At 63.5% G+C, this 21,921-nt stretch carries 17 protein-coding genes; 9 read left to right on the top strand and 8 right to left on the bottom strand.

The window, feature by feature from the left end:
* The first annotated feature begins 72 nt into the window (after nt 1-72).
* Nucleotides 73-1,134 (top strand): GGDEF domain-containing protein, encoded by a 1,062-nt coding sequence (locus tag U0004_RS00060; protein ID WP_070258715.1) that lies wholly within the window; start codon nt 73-75, stop codon nt 1,132-1,134.
* Here the strand turns inward: U0004_RS00060 and U0004_RS00065 are convergent.
* Entirely contained in the window at nt 1,113-1,511 is a 399-nt protein-coding gene (locus tag U0004_RS00065; RefSeq protein ID WP_139144243.1) for a hypothetical protein, read from the bottom strand. The genes U0004_RS00060 and U0004_RS00065 overlap by 22 nt on opposite strands.
* A 94-nt stretch (nt 1,512-1,605) precedes the next feature.
* On the opposite strand from U0004_RS00065, the gene U0004_RS00070 reads away from it, so the two are divergent.
* Together U0004_RS00070 and U0004_RS00075 are read left to right on the top strand one after the other, a co-directional pair.
* Nucleotides 1,606-2,616 carry a hypothetical protein gene (locus U0004_RS00070; RefSeq protein WP_139144242.1) on the top strand — a complete coding sequence of 337 codons (1,011 nt, stop codon included), beginning with the start codon at nt 1,606-1,608 and terminating at the stop codon, nt 2,614-2,616.
* 163 nt (nt 2,617-2,779) lie between these two features.
* The gene (locus U0004_RS00075; RefSeq protein ID WP_034781298.1) at nt 2,780-3,931 is read left to right on the top strand and encodes an AI-2E family transporter; all 1,152 of its coding nucleotides are present in this window, start codon (nt 2,780-2,782) and stop codon (nt 3,929-3,931) included.
* Between the two features lies 1 nt (nt 3,932).
* Here U0004_RS00075 and U0004_RS00080 read toward each other — a convergent pair whose 3' ends face one another.
* The 3 genes from U0004_RS00080 to U0004_RS00090 all read right to left on the bottom strand — a co-directional run bounded on the left by U0004_RS00080 (nt 3,933) and on the right by U0004_RS00090 (nt 8,586).
* Entirely contained in the window at nt 3,933-5,666 is a 1,734-nt protein-coding gene (locus tag U0004_RS00080; RefSeq protein ID WP_070258709.1) for a methyl-accepting chemotaxis protein, read from the bottom strand.
* Between the two features lie 350 nt (nt 5,667-6,016).
* Complete coding sequence (locus U0004_RS00085; RefSeq protein WP_070258707.1) at nt 6,017-7,630, bottom strand: toxin-antitoxin system YwqK family antitoxin; 1,614 nt, start codon at nt 7,628-7,630, stop codon at nt 6,017-6,019.
* Nucleotides 7,631-7,671: 41 nt separating this feature from the next.
* A complete protein-coding gene (locus U0004_RS00090; protein ID WP_070258705.1) occupies nt 7,672-8,586 on the bottom strand; it encodes a DMT family transporter in 915 nt (304 codons plus the stop codon).
* A gap of 102 nt (nt 8,587-8,688) precedes the next feature.
* Between U0004_RS00090 and U0004_RS00095 the strand changes: the two genes are divergently transcribed.
* From U0004_RS00095 to U0004_RS00105, 3 genes are all read left to right on the top strand, one after another.
* Entirely contained in the window at nt 8,689-9,477 is a 789-nt protein-coding gene (locus U0004_RS00095; RefSeq protein ID WP_115057387.1) for an AraC family transcriptional regulator, read from the top strand.
* A 116-nt stretch (nt 9,478-9,593) separates the two neighbouring features.
* Nucleotides 9,594-10,193 carry a MarC family protein gene (locus U0004_RS00100; protein ID WP_034781292.1) on the top strand — a complete coding sequence of 200 codons (600 nt, stop codon included), beginning with the start codon at nt 9,594-9,596 and terminating at the stop codon, nt 10,191-10,193.
* A gap of 18 nt (nt 10,194-10,211) precedes the next feature.
* A complete protein-coding gene (locus U0004_RS00105; RefSeq protein WP_070258703.1) occupies nt 10,212-10,757 on the top strand; it encodes a DinB family protein in 546 nt (181 codons plus the stop codon).
* On the opposite strand, the gene U0004_RS00110 is transcribed toward U0004_RS00105, so the two are convergent.
* Both U0004_RS00110 and U0004_RS00115 read right to left on the bottom strand, forming a co-directional pair.
* Nucleotides 10,722-11,912 carry an MFS transporter gene (locus tag U0004_RS00110; RefSeq protein WP_070258701.1) on the bottom strand — a complete coding sequence of 397 codons (1,191 nt, stop codon included), beginning with the start codon at nt 11,910-11,912 and terminating at the stop codon, nt 10,722-10,724. The genes U0004_RS00105 and U0004_RS00110 overlap by 36 nt on opposite strands.
* Complete coding sequence (locus U0004_RS00115) at nt 11,909-13,090, bottom strand: serine hydrolase domain-containing protein (protein ID WP_217495264.1); 1,182 nt, start codon at nt 13,088-13,090, stop codon at nt 11,909-11,911. The genes U0004_RS00110 and U0004_RS00115 overlap by 4 nt, the downstream gene beginning before the upstream one ends.
* Before the next feature lie 113 nt (nt 13,091-13,203).
* On the opposite strand from U0004_RS00115, the gene U0004_RS00120 reads away from it, so the two are divergent.
* From U0004_RS00120 to U0004_RS00130, 3 genes are all read left to right on the top strand, one after another.
* Nucleotides 13,204-14,094: a LysR family transcriptional regulator gene (locus U0004_RS00120; protein ID WP_070258699.1), complete on the top strand. Its 891-nt coding sequence runs from the start codon at nt 13,204-13,206 to the stop codon at nt 14,092-14,094.
* Between the two features lie 206 nt (nt 14,095-14,300).
* On the top strand, nt 14,301-16,007 hold the full coding sequence (locus U0004_RS00125; protein ID WP_070258697.1) for a methyl-accepting chemotaxis protein: 1,707 nt from the start codon (nt 14,301-14,303) through the stop codon (nt 16,005-16,007).
* Between the two features lie 174 nt (nt 16,008-16,181).
* Entirely contained in the window at nt 16,182-19,520 is a 3,339-nt protein-coding gene (locus tag U0004_RS00130; RefSeq protein ID WP_231958569.1) for a DEAD/DEAH box helicase, read from the top strand.
* Between the two features lie 156 nt (nt 19,521-19,676).
* Here U0004_RS00130 and U0004_RS00135 read toward each other — a convergent pair whose 3' ends face one another.
* Entirely contained in the window at nt 19,677-21,077 is a 1,401-nt protein-coding gene (locus U0004_RS00135) for a heavy metal sensor histidine kinase (RefSeq protein ID WP_081345817.1), read from the bottom strand.
* A complete protein-coding gene (locus U0004_RS00140; protein ID WP_070258693.1) occupies nt 21,074-21,784 on the bottom strand; it encodes a heavy metal response regulator transcription factor in 711 nt (236 codons plus the stop codon). The genes U0004_RS00135 and U0004_RS00140 overlap by 4 nt, the downstream gene beginning before the upstream one ends.
* Nucleotides 21,785-21,921: the final 137 nt, after the last annotated feature.

Below are 21,921 nucleotides of genomic sequence, written 5' to 3' on the forward strand. Positions count from 1 at the left end.
GCGCGCCATGCCGCCTGCCGTTGCCGGGAGGCGCCCCTGCCGCAAGGCGTGTTGTCTGCCTGGACAAATGTCATGTTCACTTCGCGCAGCCTGTCTCCTGCCTTCTATTACCTGTTCTTTTCAGGAGAACGGGAGCAGCAGCAGCGCTTTTTCAAGGAACTGCATTTCATTTCGATAGCCATCCTGACGTTTGGCCTGGCTTGCTGGCTGGTCACGTTCAGCCTGACCTTGTCGCGCGCTTCGCTCGATCATGCGCAAGCGGCGCTGGGCGTGACGGGCATGGTAGTCGGGCTGCTGCTGACCGTGTATGCGAAGTCGCTGCAAGCCATCATCGCCAGCGGCACGATCAGCGTGCTGTTCATCGCTTTCAGCTTTCGCGTGCTGATGCTGGGGACGGACGATCCCGCTTTCTGGGTATTGCCGCTGGGCGTGATGATCACCCTGACGACGGCGCCCATCTTCAGCGGCATCGCGTACTACCTGGGCGTATCACTGTGCGTGTGGGCCATCCTTGGGCTGGGGCAGTTTCCCGTGCATGCGGGCCAGGCTGACCAGCATTGGCCCGTGCTGGCCGTCACCATCAGCGTGATCATCGGCCTGGCGCTGAACATCTATTTTCTCGTCTTGCGCATCCATAACTACCGTTCCCAGCGCGAACTGGCGACCATGGCCTACAAGGATGGCTTGACCGGACTCAACAACCGGCGCATGTTCACGCAAAGCGCCCGCACCTTGCAGCGCACGGCGCGCACACCCGCGTATTTCCTGATGATCGACATCGACGACTTCAAGCAGATCAACGATGTGTATGGCCATGACGTGGGCGACGAGGTGCTGAAAAAGATCGCCGAGGTCATCGGCGGGCTAGCGGGTGAGCACCTGTGCGGCCGGCTGGGCGGCGAGGAGTTTGCCGTCATTTACCTGGGTGAAAAGAACGCGGCCTGCGCCTTTGCCGCGCAACTGGTCGATGCCGTCGAAGCGGCCTTTGTACCGGAACGCAAGGTGTCCGTCAGCATCGGCATCGCGGAACTGATCAAGGAAGCGGACTTGTCGCACAGCTACCGGCGCGCCGATGAATCCTTGTACCAGGCCAAGAAAAACGGCAAGAACCGCTACGTGCTCAACGCCGCCTGAACGCCGCCGTCCGGGTGTGCATCGAGCAGCGCCAGCAAGGCTTGCGGGGAAATCTTCCAGGGATCGCGCTGCTCGGGATCTACCTCGTACCAGCTGTCCTGGGCCCCGATCTTGAGGATGGTCAAGGGAATGTCCTTGCTCTCAAAGAAGGCCAGCATGCGGCGGAGCAAACGGCTCACCTTGGCGTGGTCTTCCTGGTACAAAGAACAGGCATAGAAGCAGCCCTTCTCTCCCATGCGCAATTTCCTGGCCGCGCCGAGACGCGAGTAGACCACGTACTTGTACAGGAACTCGGTCACGACCTCATCGTCAACGGGAATACTGCAGGAAATGGTGATCTTGGCCATGATAACGAGGGACAGTGATTCAATAGCCAAGCTTAGCAGAAAGCGTTTCATTCCTGAAATGCTAAGATCGCGGCGCGCGCATGCCGGCAACCGGCCCGGCATGGCGTCTCGACAAGGATTGCCATTGAACACCCGAGGAAACATCACTTTTCGCATGCTGTCGCTGTGCGCCGCCCTGTGCCTGCCGCTTTCCAGCATGGCGCAAGCCATTGCTGCCGAGGATGCCGCCTTCGTGGCCGCCACCGTGCCCGTGCCATCGCCGCCGCTGCGCCTGAGCGCGCATCCCGAGATCCGCGCCGACGTCTTGAAACTGCTCGGCTATGCGCGCGGCAGCTATACGCAAGGCGATACCCTGATCGCGCGCCAGGTGCTCGACAGCATGCATTCACTCGATGACATCACGCGCACCATGCTGCCCGACGGGCGCTCGGTACTGGCCTCCATCGATGCCAGCACGCACGGTGCGTGGCGCGCCGCCATGCTGTTCGATCCGCAACGCAAGCTGCTGGCCCTGGGCCTTGTCAACGGCCATTGCCAGGCCGCCATCGGCGACGCCGCGCCCGCCTGCCTGCCATCCACGCATGCCGTGCTGACGCTGTTCCTGCCGCCCGGCGCGGAGGACGAGATGGCCGCGCCGCTGCTGGTCTGGGCGCGGCAACTGCCGCCCATGCTGGCACAGGCTGCGCCGGAACAGCGGCAAAGCATTGCTGTGGTGGAATACATCACGACCCGCCCCGGCCAGCCCGGCTGGGAACAGCGCGACGTGCCGCCCGGCTTTCCCGCCAGCTTGCTGCACCTGCTGCTGCCGAATGCGGAACTCAACAGCAGTTCCAGCGGCGGCAAACTCATCGCGCCGGCGGGCCTGGCGGGTTTGCCCATGCGCACGCCGACGGAAGCGGCCGAGGCCGGCGACGAGCCCATGCCCGATGCCAGCATCACCCTGCGCAGCTATGCCGATTTCCATTGGGTGCTCAACACCTACGCCAAACTGGCCAAGGGTGCGCAAGTGAAGGGGCATGAGGACAAGGTCGTGTTCACGGGCAGCGATACGAGCGGCCGCTACACGGTGACCCTGCGCGAGCAGGGCAAGAAAGACAGTGTGTTCATCACCGTGGCCAGCTGGCGGACAAAATAAGCGGAGGCACACAGGGAAAACATTGCCATTCCGCACAAGGGCATGGCATTTTGGCATTTTGCGGTATGATTTCCGGCCGTGCGGCGCGGCCCGATCCCTGCCTTGCCCACCCTGCCCTTCAAGCCAGCCACGCTTGCGTAGCATCCTGCCCTAAGGAATTCATATGTTCGGTTTTAACTTGCGCGTCGCCAAGATGGTGTGGACGGCTTTTCTCGTCGCTTTTTTGTTATTCATCACGTACAAGGTGTCGTCGACCCTGATCGTGGTGGTGTTCGCGGTGTTCTTCAGCTACCTCGTGTATCCGCTGATCGGGCTGCTGGAGCGGTATGGGCCGAAGCGCCTGCCGCGCACGGCCAGTATCGGCATCGTCTTCCTGGTGGTGATCTTGCTGGTGGCGGTGCTGGGGTCGATCTTCGGGGCGCGGATCGAGGAAGAGGCGATCAAGCTCAGCGATCAATTGCCGACCTTACTCAAGGGGAATAATTTTGCCGAGCGCATTCCTTTGCCGGAATTCATGGAACCGTTGCGCGCGCGCCTGCTGTCGTTCATGCAGACACAGCTGAGCAGCGGGACGGGACAAGCCATGCCGCTGGCGAAAGAACTGGGCTTGACCGTCATGCATGCGGCCAGCAACCTGATCTATCTGGTGCTGGTGCCCGTGCTGAGCTTTTTGCTGATCAAGGAAGGGCCGGACATGCGCGACGGCTTGCTGTCCCTGCTGAACCGCCCGAACAAGAAACTCTGGGGCGCCATCATCGATGACCTCGACATCTTGCTGTCGCGCTATGTGCGCGCCCTGCTGCTGTTGTCGATCGCCACTTTTGTGTCCTACAGCATCGCCTTTTCCCTGATGGGCGTGCCGTACAGCCTGCTGCTGGCCGGCGCGGCCGCCTTGCTGGAATTCATCCCATTTGCCGGCCCGCTGGCGGCGGCCGTCATCGCCGTGGTCGTGGCCGGTTTCAGCGGCTTCGAGCACGTGTTCTGGCTGATCGGCTTTATTGCCGCCTACCGTTTGTTCCAGGATTACGTGGTCAACCCATACTTGATGAGCGAAGGCGTGGAAGTAAGCCCGCTGATGGTGATCGTCGGCTTGCTGGCCGGCGACCAGTTGGGTGGCGTGGTCGGCATCTTCCTGTCCGTGCCCGTGATGGCGGCCATCAAGATCGTCTTCGTGCGTGCCAGGGCGGCCTTGCAGGCGCGCCATGATGCGCATGAGAAAGCGGAACAGGCGGCGGAAGAAGCGCGCGCCCAGGCCCTGGCCGAGGCGGCGCGCTTGCAGGAACAGGGCAGCAAAGTTGCCCTGGAAGCGCAGTAACTTAGAACTCTTCCCACTCGCCGCTGTTATCGGCAGCAGGCTTGGCGGGACGCGGTTTTGCGGCAGCGACAGGTGCAGCAGCGGCGCGGGCCGGCGCCAGGCGCAGCGCCGGGCGTTTCAAGACCGTGCTGGCGGCGGCCACGACAGGCTTGCGCAAGGCAGGCTTGGCCGCTGCCGGACCGCTGTGGGCCGCGTCAAGCTTGAAAATGCTGACCATCTCGGCCAGCGCGGCCGCCTGCTCCTGCATGGATTCCGAAGCGGCTGCCGCTTCCTCCACCAGCGCCGCATTCTGTTGCGTCACGGTATCCATTTCCGCCACGGCTTGATTGATCTGGCCGATGCCCAGTTCCTGCTCGCGGCCGGCGGCGCTGATTTCGCCCATGATGTCCGTCACGCGGCGGATGCTGGCCACGATCTCGTCCATCGTCGTGCCCGTCTGGCTGACCAGTTCGCTACCGGCGCCCACGTTCTGTACCGACGCTTCGATCAGCATCTTGATGTCCTTGGCGGCGCTGGCCGAGCGGTGCGCCAGGTTGCGCACTTCCGTGGCGACGACCGCAAAGCCACGTCCCTGTTCGCCGGCACGCGCCGCTTCCACGGCCGCATTCAAGGCCAGGATGTTGGTCTGGAAGGCGATGCCATCGATCACGCCGATGATGTCGGCAATCTTTTTCGACGATTCGCTGATGGTGCCCATGGTATCGACCACTTGCGCCACCAGCGCACCACCCTTGACGGCCACGTCCGATGCGGACACGGCCAGCTGGTTTGCCTGGCGCGCATTGTCGGAATTCTGCTTGACGGTCGAGGTCAGCTCTTCCAGCGAGGAAGCCGTTTCTTCCAGGCTCGACGCTTGCTGCTCCGTGCGGCTGGACAGATCCAGGTTGCCCGAAGCGATTTCATTGCTGGCCGTGGCGATGGCGCCGCTGCCGTCGCGCACGCCGCGCACGGTGTTCGACAGGCGTTCCTGCATTTTCTGCAAGCCCGTCAGCAAGGCGCCCATCTCGTCGTTGCGCGTGATGACGATGTCATTGGCCAGGTTGCCGTCGGAAATGGCGCCGAAATGGCGCAGGGCCTGGTCCAGCGGGCCGAAGATGGCGCGCAGCAGCAAGATGCTGGAAATAATCGTCAGCAAGGCGCCGACTATCATACCGCCGGTGGCCATGGCCACCTGGGTGCGGTAACTGGACTGACTGGTCGCATACATCGCGGCGGCCGACGTGGCCTGGTATTGCGTCAATGTTTCGGCTGCCTGGTCCAGGGTGCGGTACAGCGGCGTCAGCCCCGTCATCATCAAACCGTCCGCTTGAGCGACGTTGCCTTCACGCAAAGCCTTGCTCATGACCAGCAAGCCGTTGCTCATGTAATCGCTGCGTTTCTTGTCCATGTCGTCGGACAGGCGCTTTTCGTCCGTGCTTTGCGGCAAGGCCAGGTACACCTTCCAGGACTTGTTGGACGCTTCCATGAATTGTTCGGCACGGGCCAGGATATCCTTGGCGTCGGCCGCATCGGGATGCACCATCACGCGGTCCATCGTGAAACGGGCGCGGCCCAGCAGAATCTGCGACTCGCCGATGGCTTGCGTCGATACCAGCTGATTGCTGTAGACCTCGTTGAGGTTGTGGTTGGCCGATTTCAGACTGATGATACTCATGACGCCCAACACGGCGATCAGCAAGCCCAGCACACTCATGGTGGCAATCAGGCGCATTTTTATTGTTATGTTCGACAGCATGCAGTTTCCTTGGTAGGGGCGTAACCATGCCTGCGCTCACCAAACGGGATAGCAACAAGCGCCAGATGGGCGGGTCACGTGAATTGTTCAGGACAGATCGATACGGCGTGTAAGGCGGCAGGGGGGAAGGCGGCCCGCGCATATCGTCAGGAGTGCAATACAGGGCAACGAGGTCGAGGTTTCCTGTACTTTTAATTTCCTGACTGCAAGATACAGGGAAAGTTTACTAGTAGCAACATCCAGTATTGATTTTCACGCTTTGTAACAAGCGGATGATGTTTTTTGCGCAGAACTGGCATTCCGCTGCCTTGCAAGGTCGCGTGGGAATGCCATTTATGCTAGCTAACAAGTTAATACATGGTTTCTTCGATGAGCTGGCCATCGTCGCGGAAATACTGGAACCGGCCCGTTTTCATGCCCATGTTGTAGGCGCCTATCCGCTTTGGTTTACCGTTCTGGAAATTCTCGATATTGACGCCATGCAGCACGCCCTTGTGCCAGTTGCGGTGAAATTGCGGCACTTCGCCATCGGGATAAAACAGGGTTTCCGCCCCATCGCGCTTGCCGCTGGCAAACGCGCCTTGGTAACGCCGCTTGCCATCCGGATAAAAACTCTCCATCGGGCCGTCGAGCTCGCCAAAGCGGTAATGTTCGACCAGTTCCAGCTGGCCACCGGCCGCATATTGTTCCAGCTTGCCTTCCGGTTCGCCATCGCGCATGGTCAGCACTTGCCAGCCGCCATCCGGCGTCGCCTTCTTCCACGGCCCCTGCTTGATGTCATCGACATACAGGCCGCCACCGCCCGGCTCGATCCACTGGCCCTGCTTCTTGCCATTCACATAGTTGCCCTGCCAGTGCACCAGCGTACCGATACGGCGCTCGCTGGGGCCGTCCAGCCTGTCTTTGACGTAGGTATCGAAACCCTCGTAATTGCCCTTGCCCTCGTCGCGCCATTCGTCCACGCCCGGGCTCACTTCCCAGCGGCCCGTGCGCTGGCCCCGTTGCATCATGCCCGTTGTCGTTTCCTCGCCGCTTTCATACGTCCACGGCCCTTCGGCCTTGTCGTCGACAAACGCGCCAACCGAGCGGATGGTGAGCGGCTCTTCATAGTGCCACTGCCCAGTGCGCTTGCCTTGCGCATACCGGCCACGGGCATACACGTTGCCCGTGCAGCAATTCACGTCGTACTCGATGAGCAGCCCATCCTGGCTGGCGGCAAAGCGCTGCGGCTGCGTTTCCCAGGTGATCCATTTGACGTGATAGCTGGGCGCGCGCCCGCCTTCCCAGCCCTTGCCCAGCAGATAGGTCACCGTGAGGAAATGGCCCTCTTTTTCCTGGAAAGTTTTTTTATAGGCAAACGCCGGGGCGTCCGTCGGCTTGCCGGGCAATAACTCGCCATCGATATTGAAATAGCCGACCAGGGTGCCGTGGCCATGCTCGATGGCGTCGAACTCGGCCACGGCCGTGGGTGCGTACGCGATGCTGTAGTCGATCAGCTGCAAGCGGGCCAGCGCGGCGCGCACCCGCGCCTCGTCCATGGTTTTCGCGCCGCGCACGATGGCATCCAGGGTCGGCTGCAGGGTGGCCACCTTGAACATCCTGCCGCCGCTGCGCTCATAGCGGTAGGCATGCAAGCCAAAGAGCTTATCGCTGCTGCGGCTAAGCACGAACGTGGTTTCGCCTTCGCTGTCGAGGTCAAGCTGGAACACGGCCGCGATGCTGGCCTTGCCATACTTGTCCAGGTTCATGCGCTTCTCGCTATCCCCGTTGCACTGGCAATAGTAGCCGTTGACTTCGCCATTTTCCCGCAGGAAGGCCAGCACCACGCCGCCATCGCGGCGCTCGACAACGCTGGCGGTGGCCATCGGTTTACCCTCGTAGAACCGGACTGCCGCCTGCACCGGCGCCAAGGTGCCCAGCGCCAGCAGCGCCGCCATCGTGCTGATCCAAAATGTTTGCCGCATGCCAACTCCACTGCCTGAAAACCGCCATTATGCATGGCCGTTCAGGCAAGACCGGACACGCCAGGACGCTGGCGCCACAGGGGCCGCTGCACCGTCTGCGCCAGCAGCACGCCCAGCAGCGAAATGCCGCCGCCGACCAGGTGGTACACATGCATGCTATCGTGCAGCCAGACGATGGCCAGCAAGGCCGTCAGCAGGGGCAGCAGGTTGACGTAAATGCTGCAGCGGTTCGGTCCCAGCAGTTTTACCCCTTCAATCCACAGGTAGGACAGCACGATGGACGAGCCGATGCCGGCATAGCCGATCAGCGGCAAGGTCGTAGCGTCCAGCCTGGCGCTGCCGGCCGGCAGCAGCAGGAACAGCGGCAGCATGCACGCCAGGGCTGCCAAGGCCTGGCAATAAATGGCTTGCCAGGCGGGAATGGATAAACGCCAACGGCGCAGCAGCACGCCATACAGGGCAAAACTCAGGCAAGCCAGCAGCATCAGCGCATCGCCCGCATGCACGCCTTGATGCAGCAAGGCCAGCACGTCGCCGCGCCCCACCAGGTACAGCAAGCCGCCAAACGACAGCACGCCGCCGGCCGCCATGCCGACTGTCAATCGCTCGCCCAGCAGCAGCACGCTGAGCAAGGCCGTCATCAGCGGCGCCAGCGCCGTGACGATGGCCATATTCGTCGCCGTCGTCGATTCGGCGGCGCGGTAGGACAGGCTCTGGAACAGCGCCATCGACATCACGCCGCACAGGGCCAGCTGCCACCACTGGCGGCGGATGGCGGCGCGGTTGCGCCACAGGGGGCGGGCGATAAACGGCGTCATCACCAGCAAGACCAGCACCAGGCGGTAAAAAGTGATGGCGGTGGGGGCGATGCTGGACGCGGCCAGCTTCGAGACGACGACGTTGCCGGCCCACAGCAGCATGGCCAGAAATGGATACAGATAGGCGCGCACAGGCATGCGAGGCTCCAGGAATAGTTGCGGGAAACCATCATGCCGCAGGTGCGTCGCGCCTTCTCGCGCTAAAATGTCTGGACCTATCGCAAAACTGACATCATTTTCATGGATTGCACCTCCCCCGCCTTTCAGGAATTGCTGCCCGTCACGGCGCGCGCCATGGCGCTGGCCGTCGACTATGCGCATGGCCACGTGATTTCCGTGCACCGCCACACGCATGCACAATTGCTGTATGCCATCGAGGGCGTGATGACCATCGAGGCCCAAGGCGGGCGCTGGGTGGTGCCGCCCACGCGCGGCGTATGGCTGCAGCCCGGCATCGCGCACCAGGTACGCATGAGCGGCGCGGTGAAAATGCGCACCGTCTTCATCGACTGCGCCAGCTCACCGCTGCTGCCGCGCCACAGCTGCGTGCTCGACATCAGCCCCCTGTTGCGGCAATTGATCGTGGCGGCCGTCGACATCGCGCCCGATTTCACGGAAGGCAGCCGCGACTGGCATCTGTTGCAATTGCTGTTGCACGAGCTCGACAGCCTGCCCGTGCTGCCTTTGTATCTGCCGCTGCCTTTTGACGCGCGCCTGCGCGGCATTTGCGCGCGGCTGATGGCGCAGCCGGGCGAACAGCAGACGGTGGCGCACTGGGCGCAGGAACTGGCGATCACCGAGCGCAGCCTGCACCGCTTGTTCCAGAAACAGACGGGCATGCGCTTTGGCCAGTGGCGCCAGCAGGCGCGATTGCTGCGGGCGCTGGAACAATTGGCGCACGGCAGCAAGGTCATCGACGTGGCCATGGACAATGGCTACACGAGCCAGAGTGCGTTCACGGCCATGTTCAAGAAGCATTTCGGCACCACGCCCAGCGCGTTTTACCAGGCAAAAGTCATCGCTGCGTAAAAAAAATGCTGCTATGCATCAATAATCATGGGCGATAGCCGCCGCTCTTGTTATCATCGCAAGCCTTATCGCACCGCGCCCATCCTGGCAGCGGTGTTGACCTCAATCACATCACCATGACACAGAATTTTTTCCAGACATTTATCCTGCTCCTGCTCGTGACCGATCCGTTCGGCAACGTTTCCCTGTTCGTCAATGCCCTGAAACGGGTGCCCATCGAGCGGCGCTGGAAAGTCGTGGTGCGCGAATGCCTGATCGCCTTCGGCATCTTGCTGCTGTTTATGTTCTTCGGCCGCCATTTCCTGAACGCCTTGCAATTGTCGGAAGTGGCGCTGCGCATCGGCGGCGGCGTGATCCTGTTCCTGATCGCCATGCGCATGGTCTTTCCGCAGCCCAACGCCGGCAATAGCGACCACGAGATGGGCGGCGAACCGTTCATCGTGCCGCTGGCCATCCCCGCGCTGGCCGGCCCGTCGGCGCTGGCCACCGTGCTGCTGTTTTCCTCGCATGAAATGAACGAAGTCATTGCCCACGTGGCGGGGCTGACGGCCGTGGCCGTCGTCTGGCTGGCCGTCTTCCTGTGCGCCGAACGCTTGCAGCGGGCCCTGGGTCCAAGAGTCATGACGGCGTTTGAACGCCTGATGGGCTTGATACTGACGGCGATGGCCATTGAAATGCTGCTGGCCGGCATACGCGCGTTTTTGAAATCCGTCTGATATAGAACATTCATCACCATGAGCCGTTGCGCCCACCTTTGCCTGATGGCCGATTACAACCAGTGGATGAATGCCAAGGTGTACGCGGCGGCGGCCAGCCTGCCACCCGGCGAGCTGCAGCGCGAGCGGGGCGCCTTCTTCGGCTCCCTGCTGGCCACCCTGAACCACGTGATGGTGGGCGACACGCTGTGGCTGCAGCGCTATGCGAAGCACCCGGCCGGCTTTCCCCTGCTCGACCCCATCCGCGCCATCACCCCGCCCGCCTCGCTCACGCACCCGCTGTTCGCGGCCGACGATTTTGCCGCCATGCACGCGCACCGGCAATGGCTGGACCAGCTCATCATCGACTGGACCGCCTCGATCACGGAAGCCGACCTCGATCACCTGCTCGATTACCGCAACAGCAAGGGCCCGAACCGGCGCGAGTTTTTCAGCCTGCTCATGCATTTCTTCAACCACCAGACGCACCACCGGGGCCAGGCCAGCACCCTGCTGTCGCAAGTGGGCGTGGACATCGGCGACACGGATCTACTGTTTCGCATCCCCAACCATATTGCCGACTGACGACGGGCGATACAGCCACGCCTTGAGCAAGATCAAGCCCAGCGCCACCGCCCCCAGCAGCGCGCCGCAAGCCAGCGCCCCCTGCATGCCGTAGTGCTCAATGGCGACGCCGCCGGCCAGCGCGCCTACGGTCACGCCCAGATTGATGGCGGCGATATACACGCCGATGGCGAACGCGGGCGCCTCGCGCGCTTCGCTGCTGAGCCACACTTGCGTCACGATCAGCCCGCTCGTGTGCGCGGCGCCCCAGAACAGCAGCAGCACGACCAGCGCCGCCCAGCCGATATCGCCACCCGCATACTGGTACAACAACCAGTACGCCAGCCCCAGCAAGAGCGGCTGCAGCAAGACCGTGCGCAGCACGTGCGTGCCCAGCTGGCGCCCCGCGAACAGATTGCCCGCTACGCCACCGATACCAAACACCACCAGCGCCAGCCCCGTCTGGCGCGCCGACAAGCCCGCTTCCTGTTGCAGATACGCGGCCGCATACGCATACACGGCAAACATGGCGGCAAACACCAGCACGGCAGCGGCAATATTGAACCACAGAGCAGGCTTGCGCAGCACGGCCAGCTGGCGGCCATATGCCATCGGCGCCTCCTGCGGCGTGTCGGGCAAGAACAGGGTCAAACCCAGCGCCGCCAGCGCATTCACCAGCGCGCAGGCAAGGAACGATGCCTCATAGCCATACTGGGCCGCGATCCACGTCGTCAGCGGGATGCCCAGCACCATGCCCATGCTGGTGCCCGTGAACGCATGCGCGCCGGCCCGCGCCGATTGCTGCGGCGGATACAGGGCGACGGCCGCCACCATGGCCAGCGAGAAATACACGGGGTGGAACAGGGCCGGCACGATGCGCAGCGCCAGCAGCAGCCCGAAGCGCGGTGCATACGCCGATGCCACGCTGGCCAGCGCGAACACCAGCAGGGAAACGATCAGCACGCGCTTGCGGCGCCAGCGCGTGGCTAGCAGCACGAGGAAGGGGCCGCCCACGGCAATCACCAGCGCGAACAGGCTCACCAATAAGCCCGCCTGCGCGGCCGTCACGCCGTAGCGCTGCATGATCATCGGCAAGATGCCGACGACGCCAAACTCGATGCAATACACGCCGAACAGGCCCAGCGCCAGAAAGACGATGGGGTGCGGGCGCGTCATGGCATTTCCTTGGCGCCATACACGGCCTGGCACAGTTCCGTCACGAATGGCCCCGCCATGCCCTCCAGCGCCGTATTCGTGAATGTCACCACCGACAATTCTTGCGCCGGGTCAACAAACCACGAATGGCCATACGTGCCGCCCATGCGCCACGTGCCCACGGACTCCGGCGTGGCGGCGGCAAGCGGGTCCGTCAAGACGGTAACCCCCAGGCCGAAGCCACGACCGGGCCAGAACGGCAAGTCGAAGCCGCCCGTCTGGTTTGCTCCCATCTGGCGCGCCAGCGCCGGCGGCAGCAACGGCGCGCCACCCAGGCGCAGGGTTTCCAGCAGGCGCATGAAGTCGGGCGCCGAGCCGACCATGCCGGCGCCGCCGGATGGGTAAGCGTGCGCATCGCGGGCACGGGCCGGCGACAAGGTAAAACCTGCCATGCCGTCGAGAAACGGCAGATGGTCTTTCCCCTCGTCCAGCAAACGGCGCGGCCGGGACTCTCCCGCTGCGCGGTCCGCATAGGCCACGGCCAGGCGCGCCGGGTCGGCAGCCAAAAAGCCCGTGTCGCGCATGGCCAGCGGCGCCGTCACCAGCTGTGCCACGGCCTGCGCCAGCGGCAAACCAGTCACCGCTTCGATCACGGCGCCCAGCACGTCGGTGGCGATCGAGTAGGCCCAGCGCTCGCCCGGTGCATATGCGAGCGGCACCGTGGCCAGGCGGCGCAGGTTGTCTGCCAGGGAAATACGGGACGCATCCATGCCGTCCGACACGCCCGCCTGCGCATACGCGCCGCCCGGCGGCTGGAAAAAGCCATAGTCGAGCCCGGCCGTGTGCGTGAGCAAGTGCCGCACGGTCATCGCCGCCACCGTGCCGTCCGGCTGGCGCGGCGCAAAATACGGCAGCCAGCGCGTCACCAGGTCGTCCAGGCTCAGGCGGTGCTGTCCCACCAGCGCCAGCGCGGCCGTGGAGACGATGGGTTTGCTCACGGACGCCAGGCGGAAGACGGCGTCCTCAATCATGGGCGTGCCCGCCTCGCGGTCCAGGTGGCCGGCCGCGCGGCAGTACACGTCCTGGCCGCGCTGGCGCACCAGCACCACGGCGCCCACCAGGCGCTGCTGGCGCAAGACGGCATCGAGCAAGGGATCGATGCGGACGGACAGGGCCGCGGGAGAGAAGTTGTACATCATGACGTAACCTTTCAAATGATCAGACTGCCAAGGTAAGCCAGGTGCGATCAAAGAAAAATAGGCTATAGTTTCTGTCTGTGCGGACATTTGCATCCGCAATAAAGGGTAAAAAAATGGATAACCTGGCGGGATTCACGGCCTTCGTGCAGGCGGCCGAAACGCGCAGTTTTGTCGCGGCGGGCCGGGTGCTGGGTATTTCCGCCTCGGCCGTGGGCAAGAGCATCGCGCGACTGGAAGAGCGCCTCGGTGTGCGCCTGTTTCACCGCAGTACGCGCAGCATCGCGCTGACGAGCGAGGGGACTGTGTTTCTCGAACGCTGCCGGCGCATTCTGGGCGAGATCGAGGCGGCCGAGCTGGAGTTATCGAATAGCAAGAGCGCACCGCAAGGGCGCCTGCGCGTCAGCCTGCCGCAGGTGGGCAGCCTGCTCAATCCCGTGCTGGCCGCATTTGCGCGCGCCTATCCGCAGGTGGAACTCGACCTCGATTTCAGCGACCGCCGGGTCGACGTGATCGAGGAAGGCTATGACGCCGTCGTGCGCGCGGGAGAAAGTGCCGACAGCCGCTTGATGAGTCGCCAACTGGGCCAGTTTCAGCTGCAACTGGTGGCCGCGCCCGCCTATCTGGCGCAACATGGCACGCCGCTGCTTCCCGCCGACCTGGCGCAGCACACTTGCCTGCTGTATAAATTTCCCAGCAGCGGCAAGGTCGAAGCCTGGCCCTTGCCCGAGTGGAATAGCCTGCAGGCAGCCGGCTTGCCGGCGCTGCTCAACTGCAACAATGTGGACACCCTGCTGCACTTTGCCGAAAGCGGCCTGGGCATCGCCGCCCTCCCCGACTTTGCCGTGCGCGCGGCGCTCGCCGCAGGCCGCTTGCAGCCGGTGCTGGACGCGCACCGCCAGCACGACGGCGCCTTTCGCATCCTGTGGCCCAGCAGCCGCCACCTGACGCCGAAACTGCGCGCCTTCATCGATTTCCTGGCCACGCACGTGTTTCCGGAAAACTGAGCCGCATCCAGCGCCGCGCTCGTTGTTTCCACACGACAACTTATTTAATTTGCTACCAATTTTTTAACTTTTCGCGGACTTGATACAAGTTTTTGTATTGCAGTGCGGAATTTTGAGGAACAATTACAGGCTGGCCGCCCTTACGTATAAACCCGTAGCCCGGGCCTGTCGACGTTTTCCTTCACTTCCGCAACACGAAAGCAATCATGTCACTCACACAATTCAAAATCGGCACCCGGCTCGGGATCGGGTTTGCTGTCGTCCTCGGCCTGCTGGTGGCCGTCTTGCTCGTCGGCCTGTATTCCATGGGGCAACTGAGCGCGCGCACGCACGACATCGTGGCCGACAAGAACGTCAAGATGGCGGCCGCCAATACCATGAGCGACAACGTGCGCAACATTACGCTGGCGATCACGAGCATCGTGGTGGCGCCGACGGAAGCGCTGGTGCAGGCGGAGCTGGCAAAGATCGGCGAGGCGCGCAAGAAATATGGTGCCGCCAAGGAAACCTTGCAAAAGAAAATCTCGACGGACAAGGAAACGGCACTGATGGCCGAGCTGGACGCTGCCCTGAAATCGGGCGCGCCGCTGAACAACAAGGTCATCGAGCTGCGCAATGCGGGCCAGACGGAAGAAGCGATCGCCTTCTTGACGCAGCAGGCGGCACCGAGCCTGAAGCGCGTGCTGGGCGCACTCGATAGCCTCGTCGCGTATGAAGGCGAGCAGGCAGCGCAGGCGGCGACGGATGCCGAGACGCTGAGCGCCAGCGCGCGCGCCTCCATGATTGCCCTGGGCAGCGTGGCCGTGCTGCTGGGCGCTTTTGTTGCCTGGATCATCACGCGCTCGATCACCCGCCCCATCAATGCAGCCGTGGGCGTGGCCGAAACCGTGGCCTCGGGCGACTTGTCGTCGCACATCGTCGTCAATTCCAGCGATGAAACGGGCCGCCTGCTGGGCGCCCTGAAAGCCATGAACGACAGCCTGTTGGGCGTGGTGGCGCAAGTGCGCAACGGCACGGACGCGATCTCCACGGCATCGAGCGAAATTGCCGCCGGCAACCTCGACCTGTCGTCCCGCACGGAAGAGCAAGCCAGTTCGCTGGAAGAAACGGCGTCGGCCATGGAAGAGCTGACCTCGACCGTGAAGCAGAACGCGGACAATGCGCGCCAGGCCAACCAGCTGGCAAAAAGCGCGTCGGAAGTGGCCGTGCGCGGCGGCAGCATCGTCTCGCAAGTGGTCGACACCATGGGCACCATCAACGAGTCGTCGAAGAAAATCGTCGACATCATCGGCGTCATCGACGGCATCGCCTTCCAGACGAATATCCTGGCCTTGAACGCGGCCGTGGAAGCGGCACGCGCGGGCGAGCAGGGCCGTGGCTTCGCCGTCGTGGCAACGGAAGTGCGCAACCTGGCGCACCGTTCGGCCTCGGCCGCCAAGGAAATCAAGGAATTGATCGCCGCGTCCGTCGCCAACGTGGACACGGGTTCGCGCCTCGTCAATGAAGCGGGCCAGACCATGGGCGACATTGTCGACAGCATCGTGCGCGTGACCGACATCATGGGAGAGATTACTTCCGCCACGCACGAGCAGACCATCGGCATCGAGCAGATCAACATGGCCATTGCCCAGATGGATGAAGTGACGCAGCAAAACGCGGCCCTGGTGGAAGAAGCGGCGGCCGCTTCGCAAAGCATGCAGGAGCAGGCGGGCGAACTGGCGCACGTGGTGGGTTTCTTTAAAACCGGCAACCATGTCGCCAGCGCATCCAAGCTGGCGCCTGTGCGCGCCGCGCCAGCAGCGCCCGCCATCGCACGCCCCGCCGCCAAGCCAGCACCCGCGCGCAAGGCTGTCGCAGCCGCGCCGGCACGCCGCAGCAATGCTGCCGCCGAGAGCGAATGGGAAGAGTTTTAACCAATAGCAACGTCCTCCCCACGGGAAAGCCAGGCAGGAAGTTGCTGCCTGGCTTTTTTTCGTCCGCAATCACCACTTTTTTTGCGGCAAAGCCCGCGCAATAGGCAAAAGTGCAAAACGTGCACCGCGCATACGCTTTACAATCCTCGCTCGCTTTACAAAATATTGGTCATCATGAATCAGGCAGAACAGCAGCGCCTCCTGGCTATCCTGGAGTATTGGCACAAGATCGAATTCTTTATCCCGTTTGACCTGAATCAAATCACGGACGTTGAAGACCAGTCCACCGTGCGCCTCCTGCACCGCGAACAGCTGGCGCAATTGCCGCTGCAGTTCGCCACGCAATGGCAAGTGCCGTCCGACCGCGAGATCGACGGCTTCTCGCTGTTCCTCGGCGTGTTCGACAAGGCCGAAATCAACAAGGCCTGTCCGCCGGCCAATGGCCCGGAAAATATTGCCGAAACAGAAAAAACAGAACTGCTGGGACGCTCGTGCTTTGCCCGCCTGAACCTCAATGCGCTGGGCGAGCCGCAGTTCGACCCCGTTTCCGTGTCAACGTTGCCGTGGGCCCTGGGCCGCGCCCGCACGCCGGACTGGTCGGGCCTGAACCTGGACGCCTTCAGCGACAGCCAGCTGGCGCTGCAAGACAGCCTGCGCAATTTCGCGGCAAGCCGCGCCCCGCAGCAAGTGACGGACGAGGCAGGCAATGTCTCGTCGCCCCTGTCCGGCATGGAAATCGCAGCCCTGGCCGACCTGCTGCGCGACTGGGCCGGTTTCCACCCGTCGGCCGGCCAGCCGCTGGCCGTGCTGGAATTGCGCACGCGCAAAAAACGCGCCGCCGTGACGGAAGCCGATGCGCTGGAGTCCAGCCAGAACCGCAGCCTGGACTTTGGCGACGCGGTGGAACCATCGATCGATATCCTTAACAGCTTTTACCTCGATGACCTGGAGCAGATCATCCGCGCCTTGCGTGGCGGCAAGCTACCCGCGACGGTCGCCGCCTATCTGACGCCGCTGGCGCAGGATGAGCGCATCGACCTGTACAGCCCGGCCGGACGCCAGGCGCTGGCCGCCATGCTCAATCCGGGCAACATGAACCGCGGACACTGGCTGGAAGACGCCAGCTATGCCATGAGCCTGATGCAGCAGTTCGCCATCCACGGCGCGCGCACGGGCTTGAGCGAGCGGGGCATCTTTTCCGTCAACGGCCCGCCGGGCACGGGCAAGACGACCTTGCTGCGTGAATTGTTCGCCGACAACATCGTGCGCCGCGCCAGCGTGCTGTCCTGCCTGGACCGCGCCGGCGACGCCTTCATCGGCAAGGTGGCCGTGGCCTTCGAAGGCGTGCGCGACCCGATTACCATCGCCCGCTTGCGCCCGGAACTGACGGGCTTTGAAATGGTCGTCGCTTCGTCGAATAACGCGGCGGTGGAAAACATTTCCGGCGACCTCCCGAAACCGAAGCAGCTGGGCAAGGAATGGGCGCGCACGCGCTATTTTGAAAGCGTGGCGCGCCGGGTCGTGGCCGATGGCAATGGCGCCAACCGCGCCTTGGGCGAGGCGGAAGCGCCATGGGGCTTGATGTCCTGTGCGCTGGGAAACAGCGCGAACCGCCGCCGCTTCATCAGCAATTTCTATGACGACGACTGGGACAAGACCACGGCGCGCAAGACGCCGAATGCGCAAAATATCCGCCAGTGGCTGGCCAGCTACCAGGGTGTGAGCTTCGCGCAGGCGGCGCGCGAGTTCCGCGAGACGGAACACGTGGTGGAAAAGGCCCTGGCCGAACACGCCCAATACGCGGCCCTGTGGCAAGCCGTGGGCACTTGCACGGAAGCAGACTTCATGCAGGCCAGCCAGCAAGCGCTGATTGCTGCCGAGCAAGAGATGGATGCGGCAAATGGCGCCCTGGCCGCCGCGCTGGCGCAGCAGGAGACATTGCTCGCCAGCAAGAAGGAATTGCTGGAAGAAGAACGCCTGGTGGCGCTGACGCAGCCCGGTTTCTTTGCCCGCTTGTTCCGCACCGCACCGGCGCGCGCCTTCAAGGACGCCGTCGTCGCCAACGCGGAAGCGCAACGCCAGGCCGCGCGCGACGTGTCCGCCATCAAGCTGCTGCTGAAAGGCGAACTGGAGCCGCGCTGCGAGCGCGCCCGCAATAGCCTGCACATCGCCCTGCGCACGGCGCAATCGCGCCAGCGCGAATGGGATGACAGCACGGAACTGCTGCGCCGCGCGCGCATGCGTTTCCCCACCATCATCGCGCCGGCCAGCCTGGACGAGCTGGACGGCGACGCCCTTCAAATTGGCGGCCTGTGGCATGAACCGGCGCTGGCGCGCCTGCGCTCGCGCCTGTTCGCCAAGGCCCTGGCCCTGCATGAAGCATGGCTGGCGGAAGTGGCAAAAAAAGGCGGCCCCGGCTTTGGCGGCAACTTGCTGGCCGTGTCGAAATTGCTGAAAAACAAGCGCGCCTACGACCAGTCGCACATCGCCATGGTCTGGCACAGCCTGTTCATGGTCGTACCCGTCGTGTCGACCACGTTTGCCTCGTTCGCGCGCCAGTTCCAGGGCATGGGCCCCGAATCGCTGGGCTGGCTGTTCATCGATGAAGCGGGCCAGGCCGTGCCGCAAGCGGCGCTGGGCAGCCTGTGGCGCGCCAAGCGCGCCGTCGTCGTGGGCGACCCGCTGCAGATCGAACCCGTGTTCACGGTGCCGGGCCGCCTGGTGCACACCCTGTCCGCCCTGTCGCCGCACACGCGCGATGGCAGTTACGCGCCAACCTCCGTTTCCGTGCAGACCCTGGCCGACAAGGCCAACCGCTATGGCGCGCATGTCGCCGCCAATAGCACGCAGCCCTTGTGGATCGGCAGCCCCCTGCGCGTGCATCGCCGCTGCGTGGAACCGATGTTTTCGCTGGCCAACAGCATCGCCTATGAAGACAAGATGGTGTATGGCTTGAGCGAACGCACGCCGCCCGATGGCGCGCGAGGACTTACGCGGGGCCCCAGCCGCTGGATCGACGCCGTCGGCGCCGTCAGCTACAAGCAAGTCGTGCCGGTGCAGCTCGATTTCGTGCTGGAAGTGCTGCTGAAACTGTACCGCCGCGACGGCAAGCTGCCGGACATGTATGTGATTACACCATTCAAGGCCGTGCGCAACGAATTGCGCTCGCGCATCATGGACTTGGACTGGGACCGCCGCCTTGGCTACGGCAAGGCGCCGACGGCGCGCGAATTGCGCCAGTGGAGCAGCCAGATGGTGGGCACCGTGCACACCTTCCAGGGCAAGGAACAAAGCGTGGTGATGCTGGTCCTCGGCGCCGACGACAGCACGGCCGGCGCCGCGCAATGGGCGGCCAGTACGCCGAACCTGCTCAACGTGGCCCTGACGCGCGCGCAGCATTACGTGTACATCGTCGGCAACCCGCTGCTGTGGGGGCAGTTGCCGCACTTTGCGCCAGCGTGTGCCCAGCTGGCGCATACGGGCATGCATGAGTTTTTGGTGGAAATGGGCTGACGGCCCCGAGACCATACGGGACCACGTAATCCGACAATATTATTGACGGCTCTTGTCGGATTACGCTTGGCTTCGCCTCGCTAATCCGACCTACCCTGTGCCGGAATGCGGCGTAGGTCGGATTAGCGTAGCGTAATCCGACACCACCCCAGTCAATTACGCCGGAAAAACCAGGGTAAACGTCGTGGCGGCCGCATCTGACGCCACGCTCGCGCTGCCGCCGTGCAGCTGCATGATGGCCGTGACGATGGCCAGGCCCAGGCCGGTAGAGGCGGCCGAGTCGCTGCGGGCCGGGTCGGCGCGGTAGAAGCGCTCGAACAGGTGCGGCAGGTGGCGCGCGGGGATGGCCGGGCCGAGGTTGCTCACGCTCAATTCCACTCCCTCGTTCGTCGCATGCGAGCGCAGCAGAATCGTGCTGCCCGGCGCCGCGTGGCGGATCGCGTTCGACAGCAAATTGCCCAGCGCGCGGCGCAGCAGCTGCGGCTCGGCCGTCACATTGCCGCTGCCGTGGCAAGCCAGCGCCAGCTCGCGTTCTTCGGCCAAGCCTTCAAAGAAATCCGCCAGCCTTGCAAACTCATCCTGCACGGGCAAGACTTGCTTGACGAGCACCATTTCATCCTGCTGTGCCCGTGCCAGGAACAGCATGCTGTCGATCATGCGCGACAGCCGTTCCAGCTCTTCCACATTCGACGACACCAGCTGTTCATACTCGTGCGCGCTGCGGGGCCGGGCCAGCATGACCTGGCTTTGCCCCAGCAGATTGGTGACGGGCGTGCGGAATTCATGCGCCAGATCGGCAGAAAACTGCGACAGCCGCGCATAGCCTTCCTGCAGCCGCGCCAGCATGGCGTTCAAGGCCTGGATCAGCGGCAAGAGCTCCGTCGGTGCCCCGCGTGCATCGAGTTGCTGCTCCAGCTTGCCCGGCCGCACGAGGGCCGCATGGGCGGCGATATTGCGCAGCGGCCGCAGTCCCCGCAGCAGCATCACGCTCGACAACAAAGCCGCCACCAGCGCGCTGACGGCGACGGACACGACGATCTGCCAGCGGTAGGCGGCAAACATGGCCGTGCGGTCGCCATAGACCCGGGCGACGGATATGTCGGCCATCTGCGCCGGGTCGCCAATGCGCGCACTGGCCGCCACGACCCTGGCCGGGTAGCCGTCGCGGCTGGTCCAGCTGACGATGGCGCTGCTTGTCACGGGCGCATCGACGGCCACGGGGACAGGATGCGCCACCGTCTCGCCGTTTGGATTGACATCGATCAAACGCGTGCCATCGGCGCGCACGATGCGGACCAGGGAATTCTCTTGTCCGCTCATGGTGTCGCGGAAATACTGGGGCCGCTCGCGGATGATGTCGAGGGTGCCCGCATTGCCCAGCAGCTGCTGGATTTGCCGCAATTTTCCCAGCAACAAAATATCATCGCGGCGCTCGATTTCCGCGACGAATGAACGGTACAAATGCATGCCCAGCCCGGCCGACACGAGCGCCACGATCAGCACGAAGACGAGCGTGACGCGCAGGGTCAGCGAGCGCCGCAGTTCTGCCAGCTTCATGCGGCGGCGCCGTTGTCAGGTACCGTGGGCGCACGCAATTCGCAGACGTAGCCCATGCCCCGCAAGGTGTGGATCAGCTTGGGCTCGAACGGATCGTCGAGCTTGCTGCGCAGGCGTCGGATGGCCGCGTCGATGACGTTGGTGTCGCTCTCGAAATTGATGTCCCACACTTGCGAGGCGATGATGGAACGCGACAGCACCTCGCCCTGGCGCCGCGCCAATAGATGCAGCAAACCGAACTCCTTGGCCGTCAGGGCGATGCGCTGGCCTTGCCGGCTGACCTTGCGTTTCATCACGTCGATTTCCATGTCGCCGATACGGATCACGTCGTCCTCGCGCGGCGGCCCGCGCCGCAGCAAGGTGCGGATGCGCGCCACCAGTTCGGCAAAGGCAAACGGTTTCACAAGGTAATCGTCGGCCCCCAATTCCAGCCCTTTGACCCGGTCTTGCACTTCGTCGCGCGCCGTGAGGAAAATCACGGGCACGTCCGCACCGCCCTCCTGCAGCCGCAGCGCACGCAAGACTTGCCAGCCATCCATGATGGGCAGCATGACGTCGAGCACGATGAGATCGGGTGACTCCGTACCGGCCATGTGCAAGCCGTCGCGGCCGTTGCGCGCCAGGCTCACCGTAAAGCCGGACTCGGCCAGGCCGCGCAACAGATAGTCGCCCGTCTTCGGTTCGTCTTCGATTACCAGGATACGCATGGCCACTTTCTAAAGAGAATATAAGACCATTCTACGCCGCGCGCAGAGCGCCGCGGATGATAAAAATGTCATGCGGCGATCATCTTCGCGTAGGGTAACACTGGCCATACTGGCGTCACTTGATTCCCTGGACGCCA

Origin of the sequence: Janthinobacterium lividum (assembly GCF_034424625.1) — a bacterium.
Classification (GTDB): domain Bacteria; phylum Pseudomonadota; class Gammaproteobacteria; order Burkholderiales; family Burkholderiaceae_D; genus Janthinobacterium; species Janthinobacterium lividum.

Coding starts and splice junctions, on each gene's coding strand:
- U0004_RS00060 (WP_070258715.1), top strand. CDS start 73: ATGTTCACTTCGCGCAGCCTGTCTCCTGCCTTCTATTACCTGTTCTTT.
- U0004_RS00075 (WP_034781298.1), top strand. CDS start 2,780: ATGTTCGGTTTTAACTTGCGCGTCGCCAAGATGGTGTGGACGGCTTTT.
- U0004_RS00080 (WP_070258709.1), bottom strand. CDS start 5,666: ATGCTGTCGAACATAACAATAAAAATGCGCCTGATTGCCACCATGAGT.
- U0004_RS00085 (WP_070258707.1), bottom strand. CDS start 7,630: ATGCGGCAAACATTTTGGATCAGCACGATGGCGGCGCTGCTGGCGCTG.
- U0004_RS00090 (WP_070258705.1), bottom strand. CDS start 8,586: ATGCCTGTGCGCGCCTATCTGTATCCATTTCTGGCCATGCTGCTGTGG.
- U0004_RS00095 (WP_115057387.1), top strand. CDS start 8,689: ATGGATTGCACCTCCCCCGCCTTTCAGGAATTGCTGCCCGTCACGGCG.
- U0004_RS00100 (WP_034781292.1), top strand. CDS start 9,594: ATGACACAGAATTTTTTCCAGACATTTATCCTGCTCCTGCTCGTGACC.
- U0004_RS00105 (WP_070258703.1), top strand. CDS start 10,212: ATGAGCCGTTGCGCCCACCTTTGCCTGATGGCCGATTACAACCAGTGG.
- U0004_RS00110 (WP_070258701.1), bottom strand. CDS start 11,912: ATGACGCGCCCGCACCCCATCGTCTTTCTGGCGCTGGGCCTGTTCGGC.
- U0004_RS00115 (WP_217495264.1), bottom strand. CDS start 13,090: ATGATGTACAACTTCTCTCCCGCGGCCCTGTCCGTCCGCATCGATCCC.
- U0004_RS00120 (WP_070258699.1), top strand. CDS start 13,204: ATGGATAACCTGGCGGGATTCACGGCCTTCGTGCAGGCGGCCGAAACG.
- U0004_RS00125 (WP_070258697.1), top strand. CDS start 14,301: ATGTCACTCACACAATTCAAAATCGGCACCCGGCTCGGGATCGGGTTT.
- U0004_RS00130 (WP_231958569.1), top strand. CDS start 16,182: ATGAATCAGGCAGAACAGCAGCGCCTCCTGGCTATCCTGGAGTATTGG.
- U0004_RS00135 (WP_081345817.1), bottom strand. CDS start 21,077: ATGAAGCTGGCAGAACTGCGGCGCTCGCTGACCCTGCGCGTCACGCTC.
- U0004_RS00140 (WP_070258693.1), bottom strand. CDS start 21,784: ATGCGTATCCTGGTAATCGAAGACGAACCGAAGACGGGCGACTATCTG.